Raw genomic sequence first — 20,604 nt, forward strand, 5'->3', positions numbered from 1 at the left:
GCGTTGCGCATCATTCCGGTTCTCGACTTGAAAGGCGGCGAGGTGGTTCGTGCCCAGCAAGGAAAACGCGATCGCTACCGGCCGATCATTACGCCGCTCAGCCGAAGTTCCGATGTCCTCGCCGTCGCCGAAGGGTTGCGCACGCTTCATCCCTTTTCGACCTTCTACATCGCCGATCTGGACGCCATTGGAGGCGGTACTCCAAACAGCGACGCACTTGCCCGGCTGAGGGCGATGACGCAGCCGCCTGAGCTCTGGGTCGATGCCGGCGTAGCAGACAGGAAAACGCTTCTGGCGGCGCTCGCTGAACATTCGGTTTACCCGGTGTTGGGCTCCGAATCGCAGCAGGACGATGTGCTGCTCCGGCATTTTCGCGATCATCCCGATCTCATCCTGTCCCTTGACTTCTTTGGCGATGATTTTTGCGGACCGCGTTCTCTTCTCGCTGAGCCCGAGCTTTGGCCGCAAAAGGTGATCGTCATGACGCTGGCCAAAGTCGGTGCGGCCGCCGGCCCGGACTTCAGGCGGCTGGAGGAGGTCAAGGCCAAGGCGGGAAGTCGCGCGGTCATCGCGGCCGGCGGCGTCCGCGATGACAACGATATCCACGCATTGTCAGCAATGGGCATCGCCGCAGCGCTGGTCGCAACCTCACTGCACAACGCCACGCTCACACCTAGTCACCTGGCGTCGCTCGGCGCCTGATCACAGTTGCTCCTCACCCCCGAAAGGCGGGCGCCCTTCGGGAGTGTCGCTTCAAAAGCCCAGAACCCTTTTCAGCCGGCGCAACAGACCATCCGTTTCGGAAGATGGCTTTTCCTGTGCGGGGCTGTCTCTTGTCTAGGCCGCGAACGGATGCTTGACGTTGTCGCGCTGAGCGGTGGCTTCGGCGGCGGTCGGGGTTCCTGCGATAGCGCGCTGGATGGCCTCCTTTGTCGCCTCGTAGTTGTATTTTTGGATCTTGGCGTCGTCGGCCGCGTCCCAATGGATGAATACGCCAACGCAAATGAACACGTCGTCCGCTTCGTTTGCCGGAATTGTCCCGTCCGCGACGCTGTCCTGCACTGCCTTTGCAACGGCGTGCTGCGCCGGGCCGAACATCTGTACAGCCTGCTTGGCGCCCTTGATCGTGACCTTGTTGAACATCACCGTATTGGGCTTGCATTGAAGATTGGGCGCGATCACCGCCAAAAGCGAGGTAAAACCGTCCTTGTTGTTGGTAAGCGCGTTGCAAAATGCCGTTTCGACTGCGCTCCCTCGCGGCCCGATGAGCAGGTCGACATGCGCGACTTCGTTGCCGTCCCCGACCAGCGATTCACCGACCATTACCTTCGAGATTTTTGCCATGCCAATTTCCTCCAAGACACAATTATGATGTCCACGGACGCTGCAACCGAGCAGGCGCTCGATGGACAGCTATCCTTGTTGGCAGCGCCCGGATTGCCCGGACCGGTTGGCTAGATAGCCGCGGAAGCACAGCTCCCGCTTTTGGAAGTCAAGCACCAACGCCGCGATTATGCAAGCGAGTGCCTAGAGTGTGGACTAAAAGAGTAGCCACGGTCAGATCGGCCGAGGTGCCGGGGTTTACTTTGTCCGCCTTCAGCCGGCGGTCGAACTCCATGAGCAGGCGAATGCGTGACGGCTCGTCGCCGTTGGCATGGAGCGTCGCCTGAACGGAAAGAGCGTCCTGTCGCACCTGATTTGCGACTTCAATTCCGTGATTGCGCACCACGTGACTGTCGGGGAAGCCTGCGAGAAACGCCATATAGGCGAACACGGTCGGCCACATGCCGCTTTCTCCGCGAGCTAGCGCCCCTACCAGCGCGGCCAGCCCTACCCCGAACACGTCGCCGAAACAGGTGTCATACTGGCGGGCGATCATATCGCGGTCGGCAGCCTCCCGCATTGCTTCCAAGAGATGAACCTTCGGCACCTGCCGCACATCATTCGCGGCATCTCCCAGGCCGCCTGGCGCTGCCATGGCGATCGCCTCGAACACTGCCCTGGTATCGTCCATGCTCAACGCGCGCAGCAGCGAGTCGAGATTGTCCTGCAAGCTGCCACTCCTCATTTCGGCGGCGCCTATCAGAGGCCCCGCCAGGAGGACGATGCCGAGATTGGTGTTGGTTGCTACCGCCAGGCGTGTCGCACGCACCGCCTCCAGCATGCGCTGCCCGACCGAGAGGCGAGGATCGGTCAGCGGCTCGGACGAAACCTCGGCACTCATCATGAACTGGGCGGCGGACATGCCGTGTCCGTCGGCGAACAGGTGGACATTGCCCGGCTTCAGAGCTTCGATCTCCATCCGGCAGGCATCCTTGTAGCTAGCCCGGAGGCGTTCACGCGATAACGCCATCCTGCCGCTCCGTTACGAATTCGCCGGCGCGGTGAAACGGAAGGGCCGCGGCGCGGCGGTCGCTTCGGTGCGGTCGGCCAGGAATTTCAGCAGGGCATCGGCGATCGCTTCGGCGATGTTCACAGCGACCACCGATTGCAGTCCTGACCAGGCGGGCATGCTGTTCACCTCGAGTACGAACAAGCTGCCATCGTCGGCTCGCACGATGTCCACGCCGGCGAAATCCGCGCCGACGGCGGCTGACGCGGCGACAGCCAGCGATGCCAGCTCAGCCTTGCCAGGTCCCGAAACCGGCTCCGGCACGCCACCCCGGTTGACGTTCGTGATCCAGTCGTCGCTGCTGCGGCTCATCATCGCGACTGTTTCGCCGGCGCAGACAAAAACGCGGAAATCCCGGAAGGGCGGGCCGGCGCGCGACACATAGTGCTGGAGATAGTAGACGCTGTTCACCTCGTCTGCGGCGGGAAGGTCGGAGAGCGTACGGATCAGCCTTATCCCGCGGCCTTGCGCCCCGAACAATGGTTTCAGCACCAGCGGTCCCTCCCGAAGCTCCTGCGCCGCGATCTCCTTGGCGGCGGCAAGTCCTTCGACGGCGAATGTCGGTGGCGTTGGCAGGCCAGCATTTTTCAAGAGGAAAGTCGTCATCGACTTGTCGACGCAGCGTTCGACCGCCTGCGCCGAATTCCACACGGGAACCGACAGCCGGCTCAGCGCGTGCAGTACCCCGAGGCGCCGGGTGATCGCTTCGAACGATCCTGCGGCGATCGAACGGACGAGCACGGCATCGGGCAGCGCACCGCCGAAACCGGGGATCGAAAGTCCGCCCGGGCTGCCGGTGTCGAACGCGATCGCCGTCAGCGGCACGGTTGCAACAATAGCGCCCCGTCGACCAAGCCTTGCCGCGAGGCCACTTGAGCCGGTGTCCGAATTGTCGCTGACGATCAGGATGCGAGGGATCATGTGGTGCCTCGGATGTGGCGGATGACGGACGGGTCTCTTTGTGCCGCCATGCTAACCGAGGCTCCGTTCGAGCATCTTTGGATCACGCCGGCCAGCGCGAAACGTGTCGCCGGTTTCGATCGCCGTCACGATCACTTCGGCCGGGCTGAACAACAGTGGATCGATGGCATAGAAATCCCCCTTGAACCGCTTGAAGATCTCGGCAAAGGGTTGACCGTAGTCCCGTGAGGCGCGGCTCGGAAGTTTCTCCGCGAGGTTGCTGGCCTCTTTTGCCGACCCTTTTACGAAGAGCTGGACGCTGCCGCCATAGATGATGGCATCGTTCGTTCTGCCCATGGCGGTCAGGAAATCCGGGTGGGGGGCGGGGATTGGCGCCGCTCCGATGCCGTCGACAACGTTCTCCAGCGGAAATTTGAGATCGTTGGCCTTGTGCAGGGCAACCTCGAGCGCGCGCGCAACGATCTGCAGGCTGCCGGCAAGGCTTTGCGTCGGCGCGTAGAGGAAGGTGAGCTTGTCGGTTGCCAGTCCGGTTGCCTTGCTCACTTTCTCGACGATTGCTGGGGGAGGCGGTTTGGCAGTCTCCAGGATAAGCACGGCGGACGATGCGGTGTCTCGATAGGAAAGCGCGTCGAACAGGGGTTCGACGCGGGCGAGTGCCCGCGCCGGTCCCGATCCCATGGCGAAATAGTCCTGGGCAGACAGGTTCCAGCCCGCATATTGACTGCCTAGGCAGGCTAGTACCGGCTGCGACGAGCGCACCTCGACGGTGAACGGCCATTTCCGCTCCGTGCGGTCCATGAACACCGACACGCTGCCGAGACCGCCCATCGCCGCCTCCGCCATGCGCAGCCCGGCCTCGACGCTGCCGGGCGCCTTGGCGCCGACATCGATAAGGAGCTCGCCCAAGGTTCCCTTGGAAGCGGCGATCCGCAGCCGTTCGGCGTCGCTGATCATGCCGTCAGCGATGCGCTGTGCATTGTCGTTCAGGAATGCCGAACCGTCTTTCATGTCCGGTCTCCTTCCCATTGGAGTTGCAACCGGCGGGCTTGCCCCTTGATGAGCCGCCTGGTCAAATCGGCGTTCGGACCGCGCGCGAAGACGGTGCAGACGGGGTCGCCGGCAATCAGAGGGGTGCCGGGCGACTGATGGTCAGCGGTCCATTCGGGCCACGCAATCGACGGAAACCGCGCGATTGGCGTCGCGGCGTAGGTCACCATTGAAGCCATCGAATCGACGAAGCGTGGCAAACGGTAAGTTCCGCCGGTTGCAGCTCGCAGATGTGCTTCGATCAGCGGCGCGTCGGCCTCGTCAAAAATGTCCAGCGTGGCGCCTGGCCGCGGATTGATCTCGATGAGCTTGTAGCCATCCGATCCGCGAATGAGATCGGCGCTGCACAATCCAACCAGGCCGGCACGGCGCGTCAGGGCTGAAAGCCAGCCGCCGATGACCGCCGCCTGCCTGCGGTCGAAGCGTCTCAGCCGCACGGCCCCGCCATAGCGGTAGGGCGCCGTGGAGACGGGGGAAGTCCATTGTTGGCTGAAGCCGACGATGCGCGCGGCCTGGCCGTCGCCGACGAAGAGGGCCGAGACGCTGCGTCCGGCGACGAAACGCTGGAAATAGCGGCCGGTGGTCTGGCTTTCTCCGGCCGCCTGTCTGATATGCCCACCCCCGGCGCCGCCCACGGTCTTGGCCACCCAGCTGTCTGGCTCAGGCGGTCGATCCCACCGGAATTCCGGATGTGGGATGCCGAGTTCGGCACAATCCGCGGCCAGCAATTGCGGGTCCTTGATCCTGCTGATCGCCGCGCCGCGATTGCCGGCAAGCGGAAAATGGCGAGCGACGGCGTCGACAGTCTCCGTCATCCGCTCAAAACCCGAGCCCAGGACGACGGCGACCGGCTGGTCTTCGCCGACCAGGTCCCGAAGCGTCTCGATGATGCGCTCGCCGTCGATGCCGTCCTGTAGGTTACCCGGCAGCTTGGTCGTTCGTTCTGCCAGCGCAACCGTATCGGTATCGCAGAAGAAATCAGCGACCAACGGACGGTAGCCCGCACGCCGCGCAGCCATGGCCAATGCCCGGCCTGAAATCGCCGCGATCAGCAGAGATCTGGCGCTATTTGGCAATCTCGCGTGCAAGGGAAAACGCTTCCTGGAAATCGAGCGCGATCGTTTTTTCGGATTCGATCATTCTTTTGAAAAGGCCAGACTCGACCTTATATTTGACGTTGCCGATGGCAAGCGGGCCAATTCCGACGGCCTTTGCCGCTTCTAGCGGGTCGCCATTGGCATTGACGGCCAATCCTTCGATGCCTGCGGGCGGGACCGCGTTGACGTCGGCGGCGATAAGCAAGCCGCTGCCTCTCAACTGGGCCTTTGAAACCACCTGGACGCCGGCTTTCGCACAAGCCAGTATGACCTCACTTGCTTCGACCAGATCGGTTTTCCGGGCATCGCTCGATCCGTCAGCCGCATCGACACCGATCTTGAATCGGCTTTTGATCTCGGCAGCGATCTGTTTCACCCTTTCGATGCCGTCATGGCCGACAAGCGTGACGCGGGCGCCCTCCCTTGCCGCGATGACGGCGGTGCAGAAGCCAACCACGCCGGTGGCGCCGAAAACAGCCACCCTCGTGTCCTTCAGCCCGCGCTCGAATTTCTTCTCCAACGCCTTTTCGACCTTGGCCACCATCGCCGCGGCCGTGGTGAACGAGCCGGCTGGATCGGCAAATACCGAAACCTGGAAAGGCGGCACCATCGCCTTTTTCGCGGCATCGAACATGTCGAGCGCCAACGAAGCATCCTTCCCGGCGATAAAGATGCCGGTATCGACGCCGGCATCCGGCGGACGCGAAAAGATCGCGTCCTGAACCAGGCCTGTCACCTCGCCAAGGCCAACATCGACATAGGGGACTACACTGTCGAAGCCCGCGTCGAGCGCCATGTTCACGTCGAACGGGCTCATGTGCTTCAACGGCGTCAGCATATGCAGGATATGTTTGCGGGCCATTTCTCGCCTTTCTGCTTGGAATCTGAGCGTCAGCTGCCGACGAGACCGAGTCCGGTCGAACTGATCTTCGCGCCGGAGTTCCTGCCTTTGACGATCTTGATCTGAAGGCCGTCTTCAACGGCTGTCTTCTGAACCGCGCCGACGAATTTGAGCGCGGCGTCATGCGACGGCGCGAAGGCAAAGCCTGTGGGTCCCCAGGAACTCTGGCCGATCCCGACGGCGCCCGCTTTATTGAGACGGTGAGCGACCATCTCGACCCGCTTTGAGGTGAACACACCGCCCTGCGCCGGAGCGAAATGGCTGCCGATCAGCATCTGTATCGCGGTGACGGCAGCGCCGAATGCCGCAAGATCGCGCTCGACCAAGGCCGGCATGATACCCATCAGTACCCTCCGGCAGATCTCGCCGCTGCCCGCCGTCGGGAAGGGTGGCAGTGAACGGAACGCCGCGACCTCTGCCTCGCCATGCAGTCCATGCCCGGCATGGTCGAGGATGAGGATGACGCGCCATTCTTCGGGAAACGGCAGCCGCGCGACGACCGGAGGCGGTCCGCCACGCTCGTCCTTGCCCGCGTCGACAATCACGCCGCCGTCTTCGAAACTTGCGATGCCGATTCCAGATCGGCCGCCTCGTTCGAGCAGGGTCGCGTCGCCGGCGACATCGAGAGGCAGGTTGTGGAGCGTTCGCAGTGCCGAGGCGACGGCAAGGGCGATCTGCGTGCCGGACCCAAGGCCGGCGTGACTCGGGATCGACTGTTCGATCACCAAATGGTGCTGGCCGCGAATGCCGAGATGCCTGCAGAGCGTCGACAAGTGCTCACCGGCGCGAACGCTCTCGGAACCTTCGACTATGGTCTCGCCGGACCGCGACAGGGTGACAACGGTTTCGGGTTCACTCAACGGAAGCCCAACGCTGCCAAAGCGACGTCCGGCATCGCCATTGAGATCGAGGAAGCCAAGGTGAAGGCGAGCGGGCACTCGTACGGTAACAAAATTCGACATCTGCCCCCCGATGGGTGCATCATGGATGCATCATGGAAGTTTAGGTGCCCGCCACGATGATAACTGTTTTCGTCGAGGGAGCAAGCCAAAGAGAGTGCATTCATGTTTCTGCTTTGGCCTGTCGTGTTGACGGACCGAGCAATTCGGGGAGGTCGAGATGAGCGAAACGGTCAAGGAGAAGGTCTATTCGGACGCCGAGATTGCCGACCGGCTTGAGAAGGAGCTGCCGAAATGGCGCTACGAAAACGGCTGGATCCGGCGCAAATACAAGACCCACAGTTGGAAGTCGACGCTGATGGTCATCAACACGGTTGGCCATCTCGCCGAGGCGGCGTGGCACCATCCCGATATCACCGCTTCCTATGCCTGGGTCGAGGTACGCCTGATGAACCACGCGGCGAAGGGTATCACCGACAAGGACTTTGAGTTGGCGAGAAAGATCGAGGACGTTGTCCAGTGGCAGCCGGCCAAGGAAGGCGGAGCGCTGGAGGGAACTCCGGCGACCGATCAACGCTTCGCTTACATCAAATATGATTAAGCGCGGTCGGAGTTTGTTGATAGCGTATGAAAACATTCGTTAATCTGCTGGCAAGCGGGGTTCACGGCCAATCCAGTTTCGTCTAGGATCGGGCCGGCACCAGAAAGTAGTGTAGCGAATGGCGGTTGCTTGGATAGGCAACCGGGAAGCGCTGGTCGAGCGCGCGGCTGCGCATGCCGCGTCGCTGTTATCGTCAAGCCGGTGCCCGGTTTTCAGCTTTGATACGGACATACACGGCACGAGGGCGGCGATCGCGCTGGCCGAGCGGCTTGGCGCGGCATACGATCACACCGACGGCGCGGCACTTGCCCGAGAGACCATGCTTTTTACCGACAGGGGCGCGATGACCGTCGCCCCTGGGGAGACGCGCCGGCGTGCCGATATCGTGGTGATTGTGGGCGAACTCGCACAAACCCATCATGACCTTGTTGCCGAACTCGCTGGCACGGTTCCCGATCTCTTGACCAGGCCCGATCTCTCGACCGGGAATGAGCGCGAGTTCTTCCTGGTGGGATCGAACGGGGTGTCCGTGCCGCCGTTGAAAAACGGGCGCAAGGCAACGCTCCTTTCCTGTGGCCAGGCTAGCCTCGGCGCCACGCTGGCGGCGCTGAGGGCGCAGTACAAGGGGCGGCAAACATCGCGACCGGTGTCAAACTTCAACGATTTCGCCAAGGCTCTGGCGGCTGCGCACTTTCCCGTGTTCCTGTTTTCAGGCCACGCCACCCATGGGTTGGCGTTGGAGATGCTGCAGGGGCTGATCGCCGATCTCAATCGCAAATCACGTGCATCTGGCCTTCATCTGCCCGCGAGCGAAAACGGGTGGGGCAGCGTGCTCGCCTCGACCTGGATGACAGGTTTTCCATTGCGCACGGGCTTTGCGCGGGGCTTCCCGGAATTCGATCCCTGGCGTTACGATGTGGCGCGCATGATCGCCGCCGGCGAAGCCGACCTGCACCTGCGGATCTCCGCCACGGTCGCCCAACTCCCGAGAAAAAGGGGACGCATGGCACTGATTGCGCTGGCTAAAACGGAAGAGCCGGTCGCAGGCGCCGCGGTCACCATCGCCATTGGCGAAGCTGGGGTCGATCACGATGCGGTTGTCTATTCCAGCCGTACCGGCTCGCTGAAGTCGACTGATACCCGCGCTGCTTCGAAATTGCCCTCCGCCGCGACGATCATTCGCCTGGTCGCCAGTCGGGTTTTCGCCGAGGCATTGCCATGCTGACGAAAATTGCCAACGGCGACATCGTCGACCCCGTCAACAGCCGTCTCGGCAAGGGCGACCTGTGGATCAAGGACGGCAAGATCGTCGCGGCGCCGGCTGAGGGGGTGGCCGACCGGACCATCGAAGCCGCCGGCTGCATCGTGATGGCGGGCGCCATCGACATCCACTCCCACATTGGCGGCGGTAACGTGAATACCGCGCGGCTTCTCTTGCCCGAACAGCATGCCGCCCATCAGGCCCGACCGGCGACCACGCCGCTCTCCAATGCCGGCTGGTCGACCTTCCAGACCGGCTGTCTCTACGCCAAGATGGGCTTCACGACGGTCGTCGAACCGGCGATGTCGCCGGGATCTGCACTCCACACCCATCTTGAGCTGGCCGACATCCCGATCATCGACAAGGCGACGCTCGCCATTCTCGGCAACGACGACTTCCTGCTGTCAATGATCCGTGACGCCGCCACACCTCAAATGATCGAGGACTATGTCGCCTGGACGGTCGCCTCGACGCGAGCGCTCGGGGTCAAGGTGATCAACGCCGGTGCAGCGGCCGCCTTCAAGGAAAACGCACGCACGTTCGCGCTGGACGATGTGGTGCCTTCCTACGGCGTCAGCTCGCGCAACATCGTCAAGACGCTGCAGGCCGCCGTCGACAATCTTGGCCTGCCGCATCCTTTGCATGTCCATTGCAACAATCTGGGCGTTCCCGGATCTGCGGACACGGCGGCCGCGACGATTGCGGCGGCGGATGGGCAGCCGCTGCACCTTGCCCACCTCCAGTTCTATGGCTATGGCACGGAAGGAAAGCGAAGATTTTCCTCCGCTGCCGCGCGGCTTGCCGAACTGGTCAACACGACGCCGGAAGTCACCATCGATATCGGTCAGGTGATGTTCGGTCAGACGGTCACGGTCTCCTCCGACGTCATGCGGCAGTTCTCGGCGCGGGGCAGCGCGCATCCGAAAAAGACCGTCATTCATGACGGGGATGGCAATGGCGGCGGCATCGTGCCCTACAGCTATGGCAAGGACTTTTATGGCACGATGCAGTGGGCGATCGGGCTCGAGCTTTTTCTCCTGATCGACGATCCCTGGCGTGTGTTCTTCACCACCGATCACCCCAACGGTGCACCCTTTACCGCTTATCCGGCTCTGTTCGAGCTGCTGATGAGGCGGGAAGCACGCACCGAAATGGCCGCTGGACTTTCACGATCCGCCTTAGCGCACTCTACCCTGTCCGCAATCGACCGCGAATACACGTTCGAGGAAATAGCCATCATGACGCGCGCAGCGCCGGCCAGGCTGCTTGGGTTGACGGATCGAGGCCATCTCGGCGCCGGCGCGATAGCCGATATTGCTGTCTATCGCAGGAACGAAAGTATCGCGAAAATGCTCGGACAGGCGGCATATGTTTTCAAGGATGGCGATCTCGTCGTGCAGGACGGGGAGATCATCCATTACCGCTGGGGCAAGGCCCTCAGGCTTAATCCACCTGTGGACAAGGCGATGGTGCGGCGTCTGGAGGACTATCACCAGCAGCGCTACGGCCTGTCCTTGGATTGGTTCAATTTCCCGGATTCCGCGATTGCGCGTGAACAGCCATTCGGCGAGGTGCCATGCCGAACGTGAGCGTAAATGGCGTAACGATCGACGATACTTTTGCCGAAGCCTTTGGGATGCGGGCAACCGCCATCATCATCACCGCGCCGAACCGGAAATGGGCACGGCAGGCGGCGATCACGATGACCGGCTTCGCCACCTCGGTAATCGGTTGCGGCTGCGAAGCGGCAATCGATGCCGACCTGCCGCCGTCAGCCACCCCGGATGGCCGGCCCGGCTGCCGCGTGATGATCTTCGCGATGGGAACCGATGAATTGCAGAAGCAACTGCTCAATCGCGTCGGGCAGTGTGTTTTGACTTCGCCGGGCTCCGCCTGCTTTGCCGGGCTGGAGGGCAGCGCTAGGCTCAAGCTCGGTTCGGCACTGCGTTATTTTGGCGACGGCTGGCAAATCTCCAAGAAGATCGGCGACAGGCATTTCTGGCGCATTCCCGTCATGGATGGTGAATTCCTCTGCGAGGCAACAACCGGACTGACGAAGGAAGCCGTCGGCGGCGGCAATTTCTTTGTCATGGCCGAAAGCAGCGCCAACGCATTGGTCGCGGCCGAGGCCGCGGTCGCCGCGATCGGAATGGTGCCCGGTGCCATCGTGCCGTTCCCGGGCGGCATCGCCCGTTCGGGTTCCAAGATAGGTGGCAAATACAAGGGCATGATCGCCTCGGCCAACGAAGCCTACGCGCCGACACTGCGCGGTGTGGTTGCGAGTGAGCTCGGCCCCGACATCAACGCCGTCCTGGAAATCGTCATTGATGGTGAGACCAATGATGCCGTTGCCGCGGCGATGAAGGCCGGCATCAAGGCCGTCATCCAGATCGGACCGAAGAAAGGCGCGGTTCGCATCGGCGCCGGCAATTACGGCGGCAAGCTCGGTAAGTTCATCTATTCGCTGAAGGATATGTTGCCATGAAGGCGCTGACCTTCACTCTTGTTGCCGAACCGCCTGAGCGCCTCGACCTGTCGCCGCTGACGCCGGAGCGGCTTGCTGGGAGCGAAAGACGGGATATCGAAAAAATCCGGATCGGCATGTCGAAGCACGGATCGAAGGTGGGCGACATTTTTCGCCTCGCCGGCAGCGATCCGCTAAGCATCGTGTTCGAAGGAGGAAGCGCGCGCCTCGACCGGGTGGCGCAAGGCATGGGAGGTGGATCGGTTCGCGTGATCGGCAATACTGGCGCGCAGGCCGGGCGCGCCATGCGCAGCGGCAAGCTGACGATCGAAGGCAATGCGGGGCCGCACGCCGGCTCTGGCATGCGCGGCGGCAGGCTGGAGATAATAGGCAATGCCGGCGATCACCTTGGTGCGCCGCTCGTCGGCGAACTGGCCGGCATGAATGGCGGCGTGCTGATCGTCAGGGGCAGGGCGGGCGCCTTCGCCGCGGACCGGATGCGGCGCGGTCTGATCTCGGTGCTGAAAGGCTCGGGCGACTATGCCGGCAGCCGCATGATCGCGGGCACGCTGGTGGTAGCCGGTGGCATCGGTGAAATGCCCGGCTACCTGATGCGTCGCGGTTCGATCCTTCTTGATCGCGCGCCAGGACATCTGTCGCCGAGCTTCGTCGAGTGTGGCGCGCCCGAGAGCGTTTTTGCCACCGTCATCGATCGCCATCTGATCGCCGAAGGCATTTTGAAACGGCCGCTGCTGGGGAGCGCACCACATAAATATGGCGGCGACAACGCGGTGCTTGGAATGGGCGAGGTTCTCTTTCCGCGCCGATGAGGTTTCCGGCAACGAGATCGATCAAGTCCTTGTGCCTGTCGAGCGGCCCTGCTCGCTGAGCTTTAGGAATGTGTCCAAACGTCGATTTGCCGCCAGTTATTGGCTTCGCCAAGGTTAAAGCGGCCTACTGGAGACCTGTAGGGCGCGTTTCGGCGGATGCGCGGGCGGATAATTGCGCTTCCGCTGAGCGAAACATGTCCTCGAATCCAAGCTCGGTTTCAAACACGGTGCTTCCCAGGCTGATCGCCAGAACGTCCTCGGTCCCCTTGGGCGCGAAATAGACCCGCGCGACGCTTGCCCGAATGCGCTCGCCAATTTCTGCGGCCTCCGCTTCGGTCGTACCTGGAAGAAAGACTCCGAACATCGATGTTCCTATGCGACCTACCATATCCTCCTTGCGGACCGAAGACTGAATGGCCGATGCGACGAGCCGCAAGGCCTCATCGCCCCAATCTGGGCCGAAGCGAAGATTTATGGAGCGAAGGTGTTCGGCATGAATCACCAGGAAGGCGCCCGAGCGCGGCCCTGGCGCTGACGGCCTGGCCGCGCGCCGCTCGACCATCGAGGTGAAAACCGGGCCGTTCAGGCAGCCTGTCACCCTGTCATAGGTTTCGGCCCTGTTGAGCTCCCGCCGGTAGCCGCGGATCTGGGCCTGCTTCAAGCCGATCAATACGAAAAGCGGCAGACCGATGATCAGAGGCAGCAGCACCGCAGTGACCATGCTGCGCCCGAACGGCGTCAAGACCTCGCTGAACAACAGCAAGTAATTGAGGCCCACGGAGAGGGCAAGGCTGCCAACGGTCCCCAGGAAGGCGAGCCACGCGACACCCTTCCATACCGGCTCGGTGGCGGTCATTTCGGCTTGTGCCATTACCAATCTCCTGTCAGATCGGCGAGCATAGCGCCGGCATGCGCAATTTCAGTTGCGGCAAATCATACAATTTGATCGATGTGCGAAACGTGAATCGATTTTCGCCTATCGCGGCGGGCCGAAAACTCCCACCGCCGCGTCCTCGGCGACTGCTTGCGCCTTGCCATAGATGCCGGTGGGCAGCGCGATCGCCCAGCCGTTGGACACAAGCCAGGCGCCGACATCCTGCTTGCCAAGGCTACACGGCGCGGCAATGGCAAAACGCTCGATCTCCGGCGGCATGAAGCACTTCAGCGCGCGCCCACGCAGCCAGGAGTTGAAGGCGGCGCGTGCGCGCTGGCCGCAGGACCAAGCGACATCGTGAAACGAGCAGGTGGCTTCCGGTTCTATGCTGGCCACACCACTGACGGCCACTTTGCGTCCCATGGATTCGAAAGTCGCCGATGACGTTGCCATTGGCCGGAAGAGCAGGGTTTCGCGCCAGTCATTCGGCATCGGCGTTTTAGGGGGCACGGCGAGGCCGAGGTCGCCGAGCGGCGGCCGGGCTTCGATCCGCTCGATCTCGGGCAGGTCAATCGACGGCAGCGCGACAATGCCCTCGGCAACCCTGCGCGCTTCTCGCCATCTTCCGTCGGGAACAGTCGTCTGCGACCGGGCTGGTTGCCCGGCATTCTCGACACGAGTCCCAAGGGCAGGCCTGTCGGTCGCAAGCAAGGCTCCGGCATGCATGATCAGGGCAATCCCGAACAGCAGCTCGAGGCCTCCGACCGTAATGACCAGGCGGGCCAGCACAGCGTTCGTTACCGGACGGTCAGAACCCCGAGGTCGATTTGGCAACCAGTTTGAGCGCACCCTTTTCTATCCGATAGAATGGCATCGATCTTTGGCTGGATCCATCGGCGCGAAAGCGGAACAGGCCGGTCGATCCGCGAAATCCACTCGGATTTTCGAGCACCTGTTTGCTGAAACCGTCAGGTCCGACCGCGCTGGCAATTCCTGCAGTCAGCGCAACCATATCATAAGCGTAGGCTACGTTGACGTCGGCGGGATAATTGTATGTCGTCCTGAAGCGATCGGCGATCGGCCCGGTTTCGCCCGGATCGAGCGTTGCGATATAGGCTCCCTCGAACGATGGTTCCATGGGATGCTCCAGCCAACGGCTGGTTCCGACGACGGAGGTCGCCTTGCCCGCAATGCCCTTTGATTTGAGGGCGGCAAGGATAGGCGAGGGGCTGGCATCGCCGCTGGCAATGATGACAGCGTCGGGAGTGTCCACGAGCGAGGCCATTTCGTCGACCGCCTTGGCGGCGCCGTCGCCGGCCGAATATGGAACGGTGACGGCGAGCGTCGCGCCATAGATGCTGAGACTGTTGGCGACCCGCTTCTCGACCGTGCTGGCATTCGAGCCACCCGCGACAAACAATACGAATTTTTTTCCGCCTTTTGCGGCGATGCCCGCGGCGCCCGCCGCCGCACTGTCCGCTTCGCTGAGGCGCACGGCATAAACACCGGCGCCGCCCGCGAAATTGTCGGCAAGCGCCAGCACGGGCGGCCGCTTCGATCCCGACAATGTGGCGATATGCTGGGCTGCCGGCAGTTCGGTCGGCCCGATGACGACTTTCGTGCCGGTCGTCAGGGCCTGCAGCGCCAATTTGCCGGCCTGTGCGTTGTCGCCCCCGGTGTCCTCCACCGTCAGCGTAAGCAATCCATTGCCGATATCGGTCATCGCGAGCTTGGCGCCATCGAGCATCTTGCGGCCATTTTGCCCCGCCGTTCCCGGGGCGGATAATGGCAGCAGCATGGTAATTTTCGTCGAACCGGCACCCATCGACTGGGTTGCCTGGGCCGGGCCGGCGGCCGGGGCGCCGTCCTGCCCGGCAGGCGCGGCAATCGCCGCCGGATCGAGCGCTTCGGTAACGCCCCCCTTCGACTGGCAGCCCGACAATACCGCGGCGAGCGCGAAGGCGGTTGCCCAAATCTTCAGCCCACGGACCCGTCGGCCAGCTTCCATGATTGTCCCACCCTGTTCACCGCCGGCTTATTATTCCCGGTCTGGTCTCCGACGCATGTTACGGCGAACTGGTCGTGCCGTCCTGTTTTTCTTCAGCCGCCGAAGAGCCGGGCCCTCAGCGCCCCGACCCGTCGCGCTTGCCCTGAGAAGGTATCGCGGTCCGACGAAAACGCGGAAACGCCGAACGTCGCCATCGGCAACGGCACGGTCGGCTGATAGCTCGCGAACGCCTTGAATGTCTGTCGCATACCACACTGCGGTTGCGTCACAATGGGATCGGCTGCGCCGAGCCGGACGACGGAGGTTGTGCCATGGGAGGCTGCTCCAGCCGGTCGGCGCAAGCCAGCGTGACGACTTGGCCAATGCCGGCCAGGGCGATCGTTGCGGCGATCGCCTTCAGGAGTTGATCCGTCCGCTGCCATGGTGGCCAACAGGCGCAGGTTGCCTATCCGGTCAGTGCATGTACTCGACCATGCGATCGTGGAAACACTCGCATTTGTTGAGCGTGTCTTCGTCCTTGTAGTTCGTCTTGAGATAGCCGTAAGCCATGCCGCAGGCGACCTTGGCTTCCGAGGCCCAGACGAAAACCGGCCGGGACGAATTGATCCATTCCGAGCTGTTGGCGACGGCGACCGACTCGTCCATCAGCTTCACCACCTGATCCCTGAGATCGACGATGTTGTCGTTCAGCACCAGGTTGGAGGTGCCGACGACACCGCAATAATCGCCCGTGGGTCCTTCGATGATGTCGGCGGCATACCCCGTCGATCCGACTGCCAGCAGCAGCGTCGCAGCGGAAACAAGCAGTCTTGCAGAATGTTTCATGTTGAGCTCCCCTCGATATTAGTGATGTATAACGTACCTCATATAACCGTACGCCATGTGCTAGATCGTGGCCGTGTATTGCACGTGTGCCGCGTCGCAATAAGCAGGTTGATCGTGCCGGCCGCGGGCGCGTTCTGCAGGACGGCAACGTCGACGAAATTAGCCGCGTTGCCCGAACCGCTGGTATCGACGCTGAGGGTACTCGTTCCCGCATTATAGTGCACGAAGTTGGCGATGGTGGCCGGAGTTGAGTCGAACAGCGCGGTCAGGTCGATTTTGTCGCCCTCGGCAACATGGTAGTCGGTGATGAGATCCTTGATGTCGAGGCTGTCGAGCTTGAACGTGTCGGCACCTGTGCCGCCGGTGAGCGTATCATGGCCCAAACCGCCGATGAGCAGATCGTTGCCACCCTCGCCCTTGAGAAAGTCGTCGCCTGCCCCACCCGAGAGATAATTGTTCCCGGAGTTGCCGAACAGAATGTCGGCGCCCGAGCCCCCGATCAGCCCTTCGATGTTGGTAAGGCTGTCTCCGGCGGCATTGCCGCACTAATGCTGCCATCGGCCGGATTGACAAACGTCCCTGATACGCCGGAGGCATGTCCGTCATCGGCCAAATTGATCGAAAGGGCCAATGCGCTGCCGGAATAGTCGACAACATCGCCTGGGCCGGTTCCGCCATTGATCGTGTCGGCTCCGGAACTCGCGGCAATGACCTCGGCGGTCGCGGTGCCGGTTTCCTGGTAGCCGGCGCCGGTGTGGGTTCCGGCCAGGGAGACGGACAGATTGTCGGGACTGGCGACGGTGTCGCCATCATGGTCGGTCACGCTCAGCGCGAAATTCAGCGTGGTATCGCTAACGATTGTCTGGGAGTTGTAGCTAAGCGACGTCAGCACAATTTTGCTGTCGACATCGTTAACGTTGTTTGCAACGTTCTTCACGTCCACTTCGCCGAAGTCGAAGAACGCACCCGAAATTGACGACCCGTTTGCCCTCCAGTGCGCTGCGTCAATGATCAACGGGGTGCCATCAGCTTGGGTGACGTTCCAGATTGCCTGCGTGGTATGCGTCGCATCCCAGATAGTAACCTGAAAATGTTCGAAGGCCGCGGTGACCTTACCCACAGTCAGCGAGACCTCGCTCTGAACGAGAGCAAACTTGAAGGTCAGGGTGTCGCCGTCATCCAGGTTGCCAGAATTGACGCCCAGGCCGTTTTTGTTCATGTGAACCGTAGCATCGACGTTTGACGAGTCGAAGCCATCGATAAGGACATCGTAGCCGCTGGCTGGAACGGCTGCAGTGCCGAAGCTGACAACATTATTAAAGATCGTCGCGTAGTTACCGGTGCCTGGGTGGACGCCCGTCGCGTCGAAGGTTTCGGTCGACTGCAAGCTGTTCGTCACGAGGTGGAAATCGTAAGCGCCGGTCGTCGACGCGGTCAGCGTGAAGTACTCGTTGGCGCCTGAGGCGGCCAACGCGCTGCCGAGCGTCGTGTATGCGAACATCTCGGATGAATGCGTCGCGGTGTCATAGTGGGTGTATTCGTAGAACGTGTAGAGTGTCGTTGTTCCGTTCTTCACATCGACCTGGGTCACGGCGTCGCCATTGGCATTGTTGCCATAGCCGGTAAACGCGTAGGTCAGTCCGCTCGGTGCGGTTCCCATCGCGATGCCGATTGCCGAAGTGAGGCTTGGCCCATCCGCTCCGAAAGACGGCTGCCAGGTGCCGTGAACATCGGTATTGTTGACGTTCGGCATGATCGCATCCTGAATACCGCTGATCGTCGGCGTGTCGTCGTCGACGTTGATCGTCAGCGAACCGGGTACCGTGTCGCCGTCATGGTCGGTGGTCGTGTAGCCGACCGTGAACGCCACGTCGTCCTCGTTGCCGCCCGCCGGATGGTCGATGGCATGCAGCTGGGTCACCGTGTAGGCGCCGGCCGTGGTGTTCGACAGCGACACCGACACCACAGCAACCGCGGCGCCGTTCTGGATCTGGCTGATGGTCAAGAGCGTGCCGGCGCCGTTGAGCGCGTCAATGGAGTGCTGCCCATCCAGTCACAAGAATAAGGGCAAGCGTAACCAGCGCTCCCGAAACGTACAGAACCGTCCTGACACTGCCTCCCTTTGCGGCGTTTCCGCCACGTAGGTAGATTCCCAGATGAATCAGGCGTATCGCCAGGTGCAGCCCCACAAGCGTCGCCAAAGTGGTCGGTCCAACACCAACCATCATCGCCAGCACCGCGGGCACGACAAAGGGCGCCAGCGCCTCAACCGAGTTCATGTGGACGCGGTCGATCCTGTAGAGCCTGTTGTGGTCGTCCGCCGGGACTACCGGTCCTGAAAGTACCCCTGCAAATCCCTTGGACGAACCGGAGTAGACTGCCAACACCACCGACAGCAAACAAAGCATAAGCACGCCGAGGATGCTTAACCAATAGACTTCCATATTGTCTCTGCTCCTGGAATCTCAGTGGGCGATACGGTGCTTGCGAGTCATACCCCCATGAACTGCAACGCGGTTGTCAGGCTGCCCGATGGTTGAACAGGCCGTGGAACCGTTGCAGGTAGAGCGGCCAGCCCTGATCGCTATCAACTGCACCCCTCACGCCCTCCCAGCCTTGCCCATGGCGCTCGAAATGCCGGTGCTCGATCTCAACCCGGGTTCTGTTCTCGGTCTCGGCCGTGAACCGGACCTCCCATTCGCTCGTCTTGTTCGGGTCGGTCTCGATCTGCCACCGAGGGCTGATGTCCCAGCTCAGAACCAGCCGGCTGGGCGGATCGTAGGCCAACACACGAGCCCAGCGGCACTCGCTGCCATCCACACCTCGGTCGTAAACGTGCCCTCCGACCCGGGGTTCGAAGATCGTTTCTGCGATCGGAACGGCAAGAAGATTGTGCTCTCGAGGTTTGAATCTCCCGAAATCCTCGGTGAAAACCTTGAAGGCACGCGCAATGGATGCCTCGACAACGACGAAATGCCTTACGGGCGCGAGTGCAGGGTCCTTACTCATACTTGGTCCTTTTTTGGATACTCGACGGCTAATTTGTAGCCCGCCAGGGTCTTGCTCCAGAACTGGTCGATTTCCGCGCGCAGGCCTGCCAGCCCATCCTGATCGATACGGTATATGCGTTCTTTGCCCGAGCGCGTGTCGGCCACAAGCCCGGCAGCCTTGAGTATCTTCAAGTGCTGAGAGACGGCCGGCCGGGTTACAGGCAGGGCACGAGCAAGTCCGCTGACCGAACAGGGCTGTTCGACCAGCAGTTCGAAGATCGTGCGCCTTGTCGGATCTCCGAGCGCTGTCCAGTAGTTCGCGTTAGTAGCCACTAACGCGAACTTAAATCGATGGCCGCGACCTGTCAATATCGGGAGGTCAACGATGCGTCGTCCAAGCCCCCGTTCGGCTCCGCGGGATTAAAGGAAACCATTCAGCGACCTGCGCCGTCTCGTGGCGTGAATCATGCGGCCGTCGCAGGGAGTGCCAGTTGCGCTTTGACGGTATCGGCATACCGAATTGCATTTTTTGAATTGGTCTTTGCCGACCTGCCTTGGCATTTATCGAGCAGTCAGTTGATGCTGGGATCGAGGATGGCCAAAGTGGCGCAAGTCTATTGCAATCGGCGTTACATGCCCGAAGACGAGGCGCGCATCGGTCTCTTCGATCGGGGGTTCCTCTTTGCAGACGCGGTCTACGAGGTGACCGCCGTGATCGGCGGCAGGCTGATAGACAATGATTTCCATCTCAATCGTCTCCAGCGGTCGCTTGCCGAGATATGTATTCCCATGCCCGTGACGCTGCCTGAGATAGAAGCCATTCAATTGGAACTGATCTCGCTCAACGGATTGGATGAAGGAACGGTCTATCTCCAGATTTCGCGCGGCGAAGCCAAGCGCAATTTCCTGTTTCCCGATGATCTTGAGCCGACCATGGTCGCCTTCACAAGCGCCCGCAAACTCGTAGGAACCAAGGCTCAGGCCGAAGGCGTCGCCGTCGACCTGGCGCCTGATCCGCGCTGGGCGCGGCGCGACATAAAGACTGTCATGCTGCTGGGGCAGGTTCTGGCAAAGCATGCTGCAAGCGAGAAAGGCTTCGATGATGTCTGGTTTGTCGAGGGTGGACAGGTGACCGAGGGCGCATCGGCGACGGCTTTCATCGTTACGCACGACGGCCGTGTCATTACTCGCGCCAATTCTCAAGCCATCCTGCCCGGCTGTACGCGGCGAGCAGTGGCGCGTCTATGTGAAGACCAGGGCATTTTGTTTGAAGAGCGTGCGTTCTCGCCAGAGGAGGCGTTTTCGGCGGCGGAAGCGTTCCTGACCTCCGCCTCGAGCCTGGTCACCCCCGTCATCCGTATTGCCGGCCACAGGATCGGAAACGGCCAACCTGGTCCATTGACACGCCGCCTGCAGGAAATTTACGTCCAGACAGCTTTTGCAGAGATGAACGGGCATGCGGCCGGAAGAGCGGCCCTTGCTTGATGAGTGGGA

At 61.8% G+C, this 20,604-nt stretch carries 23 protein-coding genes; 7 read left to right on the forward strand and 16 right to left on the reverse strand.

What is annotated here, in order from left to right; translation table 11 throughout:
• The first annotated feature begins 3 nt into the window (after positions 1–3).
• On the forward strand, positions 4–702 hold the full coding sequence (locus FJ428_RS00410) for a HisA/HisF-related TIM barrel protein (protein ID WP_224519075.1): 699 nt from the start codon (positions 4–6) through the stop codon (positions 700–702).
• 135 nt (positions 703–837) lie between these two features.
• On the opposite strand, the gene fae is transcribed toward FJ428_RS00410, so the two are convergent.
• The 7 genes from fae to FJ428_RS00445 all read right to left on the reverse strand — a co-directional run bounded on the left by fae (position 838) and on the right by FJ428_RS00445 (position 7,320).
• Complete coding sequence (fae, locus tag FJ428_RS00415) at positions 838–1,344, reverse strand: formaldehyde-activating enzyme (RefSeq protein ID WP_140498176.1); 507 nt, start codon at positions 1,342–1,344, stop codon at positions 838–840.
• 148 nt (positions 1,345–1,492) lie between these two features.
• Entirely contained in the window at positions 1,493–2,353 is an 861-nt protein-coding gene (locus FJ428_RS00420; RefSeq protein WP_140560489.1) for a triphosphoribosyl-dephospho-CoA synthase, read from the reverse strand.
• A 12-nt stretch (positions 2,354–2,365) separates the two neighbouring features.
• Complete coding sequence (locus FJ428_RS00425) at positions 2,366–3,313, reverse strand: RimK family alpha-L-glutamate ligase (RefSeq protein ID WP_140878730.1); 948 nt, start codon at positions 3,311–3,313, stop codon at positions 2,366–2,368.
• Positions 3,314–3,364: 51 nt separating this feature from the next.
• The gene (gene mch / locus FJ428_RS00430; RefSeq protein WP_140515161.1) at positions 3,365–4,321 is read right to left on the reverse strand and encodes a methenyltetrahydromethanopterin cyclohydrolase; all 957 of its coding nucleotides are present in this window, start codon (positions 4,319–4,321) and stop codon (positions 3,365–3,367) included.
• Entirely contained in the window at positions 4,318–5,379 is a 1,062-nt protein-coding gene (locus FJ428_RS00435; protein WP_224519076.1) for an ATP-grasp domain-containing protein, read from the reverse strand. Before FJ428_RS00435 ends, mch begins: the two co-directional genes overlap by 4 nt.
• 46 nt (positions 5,380–5,425) lie before the next feature.
• Entirely contained in the window at positions 5,426–6,319 is an 894-nt protein-coding gene (locus tag FJ428_RS00440; protein WP_140878731.1) for an NAD(P)-dependent methylenetetrahydromethanopterin dehydrogenase, read from the reverse strand.
• A 29-nt stretch (positions 6,320–6,348) separates the two neighbouring features.
• On the reverse strand, positions 6,349–7,320 hold the full coding sequence (locus FJ428_RS00445; protein WP_140524695.1) for a beta-ribofuranosylaminobenzene 5'-phosphate synthase family protein: 972 nt from the start codon (positions 7,318–7,320) through the stop codon (positions 6,349–6,351).
• Between the two features lie 157 nt (positions 7,321–7,477).
• Here FJ428_RS00445 and FJ428_RS00450 point away from each other — a divergent pair, with 157 nt between their 5' ends.
• The 5 genes from FJ428_RS00450 to FJ428_RS00470 all read left to right on the forward strand — a co-directional run bounded on the left by FJ428_RS00450 (position 7,478) and on the right by FJ428_RS00470 (position 12,413).
• Positions 7,478–7,858, forward strand: a complete 381-nt coding sequence (locus FJ428_RS00450; RefSeq protein ID WP_140498164.1) for a 4a-hydroxytetrahydrobiopterin dehydratase — start codon at positions 7,478–7,480, stop codon at positions 7,856–7,858.
• A gap of 118 nt (positions 7,859–7,976) precedes the next feature.
• Positions 7,977–9,083: a tungsten formylmethanofuran dehydrogenase gene (locus FJ428_RS00455; protein WP_140878732.1), complete on the forward strand. Its 1,107-nt coding sequence runs from the start codon at positions 7,977–7,979 to the stop codon at positions 9,081–9,083.
• Positions 9,077–10,708, forward strand: coding sequence for a formylmethanofuran dehydrogenase subunit A (locus FJ428_RS00460; protein ID WP_140878733.1), 1,632 nt, complete (start codon positions 9,077–9,079; stop codon positions 10,706–10,708). Before FJ428_RS00455 ends, FJ428_RS00460 begins: the two co-directional genes overlap by 7 nt.
• Positions 10,696–11,604 (forward strand): formylmethanofuran--tetrahydromethanopterin N-formyltransferase, encoded by a 909-nt coding sequence (gene fhcD / locus FJ428_RS00465; protein ID WP_140878734.1) that lies wholly within the window; start codon positions 10,696–10,698, stop codon positions 11,602–11,604. Before FJ428_RS00460 ends, fhcD begins: the two co-directional genes overlap by 13 nt.
• Positions 11,601–12,413 carry a formylmethanofuran dehydrogenase subunit C gene (locus FJ428_RS00470; protein ID WP_140566637.1) on the forward strand — a complete coding sequence of 271 codons (813 nt, stop codon included), beginning with the start codon at positions 11,601–11,603 and terminating at the stop codon, positions 12,411–12,413. The genes fhcD and FJ428_RS00470 overlap by 4 nt, the downstream gene beginning before the upstream one ends.
• Positions 12,414–12,537: 124 nt before the next feature.
• On the opposite strand, the gene FJ428_RS00475 is transcribed toward FJ428_RS00470, so the two are convergent.
• The 9 genes from FJ428_RS00475 to FJ428_RS00515 form a co-directional block, all read right to left on the reverse strand.
• The gene (locus tag FJ428_RS00475; RefSeq protein ID WP_140734655.1) at positions 12,538–13,284 is read right to left on the reverse strand and encodes a GGDEF domain-containing protein; all 747 of its coding nucleotides are present in this window, start codon (positions 13,282–13,284) and stop codon (positions 12,538–12,540) included.
• Between the two features lie 105 nt (positions 13,285–13,389).
• Positions 13,390–14,076 (reverse strand): thermonuclease family protein, encoded by a 687-nt coding sequence (locus FJ428_RS00480; RefSeq protein ID WP_140878735.1) that lies wholly within the window; start codon positions 14,074–14,076, stop codon positions 13,390–13,392.
• A 19-nt stretch (positions 14,077–14,095) separates the two neighbouring features.
• Positions 14,096–15,295, reverse strand: a complete 1,200-nt coding sequence (locus tag FJ428_RS00485) for an ABC transporter substrate-binding protein (RefSeq protein ID WP_140878736.1) — start codon at positions 15,293–15,295, stop codon at positions 14,096–14,098.
• A 453-nt stretch (positions 15,296–15,748) separates the two neighbouring features.
• Entirely contained in the window at positions 15,749–16,120 is a 372-nt protein-coding gene (locus FJ428_RS00490; protein WP_140878737.1) for a hypothetical protein, read from the reverse strand.
• Positions 16,121–16,158: 38 nt separating this feature from the next.
• The gene (locus FJ428_RS30530; protein ID WP_224519087.1) at positions 16,159–16,632 is read right to left on the reverse strand and encodes a type I secretion C-terminal target domain-containing protein; all 474 of its coding nucleotides are present in this window, start codon (positions 16,630–16,632) and stop codon (positions 16,159–16,161) included.
• On the reverse strand, positions 16,620–18,125 hold the full coding sequence (locus FJ428_RS30155; protein ID WP_181167174.1) for a hypothetical protein: 1,506 nt from the start codon (positions 18,123–18,125) through the stop codon (positions 16,620–16,622). The genes FJ428_RS30530 and FJ428_RS30155 overlap by 13 nt, the downstream gene beginning before the upstream one ends.
• 25 nt (positions 18,126–18,150) lie before the next feature.
• Entirely contained in the window at positions 18,151–18,564 is a 414-nt protein-coding gene (locus FJ428_RS00505; protein ID WP_140878738.1) for an MAPEG family protein, read from the reverse strand.
• A 76-nt stretch (positions 18,565–18,640) separates the two neighbouring features.
• The gene (locus FJ428_RS00510; RefSeq protein WP_140623827.1) at positions 18,641–19,129 is read right to left on the reverse strand and encodes an SRPBCC family protein; all 489 of its coding nucleotides are present in this window, start codon (positions 19,127–19,129) and stop codon (positions 18,641–18,643) included.
• A complete protein-coding gene (locus FJ428_RS00515) occupies positions 19,126–19,443 on the reverse strand; it encodes a metalloregulator ArsR/SmtB family transcription factor (RefSeq protein WP_210239482.1) in 318 nt (105 codons plus the stop codon). Before FJ428_RS00515 ends, FJ428_RS00510 begins: the two co-directional genes overlap by 4 nt.
• A 261-nt stretch (positions 19,444–19,704) precedes the next feature.
• On the opposite strand from FJ428_RS00515, the gene FJ428_RS00520 reads away from it, so the two are divergent.
• Positions 19,705–20,595, forward strand: coding sequence for a D-amino-acid transaminase (locus FJ428_RS00520; protein WP_140555725.1), 891 nt, complete (start codon positions 19,705–19,707; stop codon positions 20,593–20,595).
• Positions 20,596–20,604: the final 9 nt, after the last annotated feature.

Origin of the sequence: Mesorhizobium sp. B2-8-1, from assembly GCF_006440955.1 — a bacterium.
GTDB lineage: Bacteria > Pseudomonadota > Alphaproteobacteria > Rhizobiales > Rhizobiaceae > Mesorhizobium.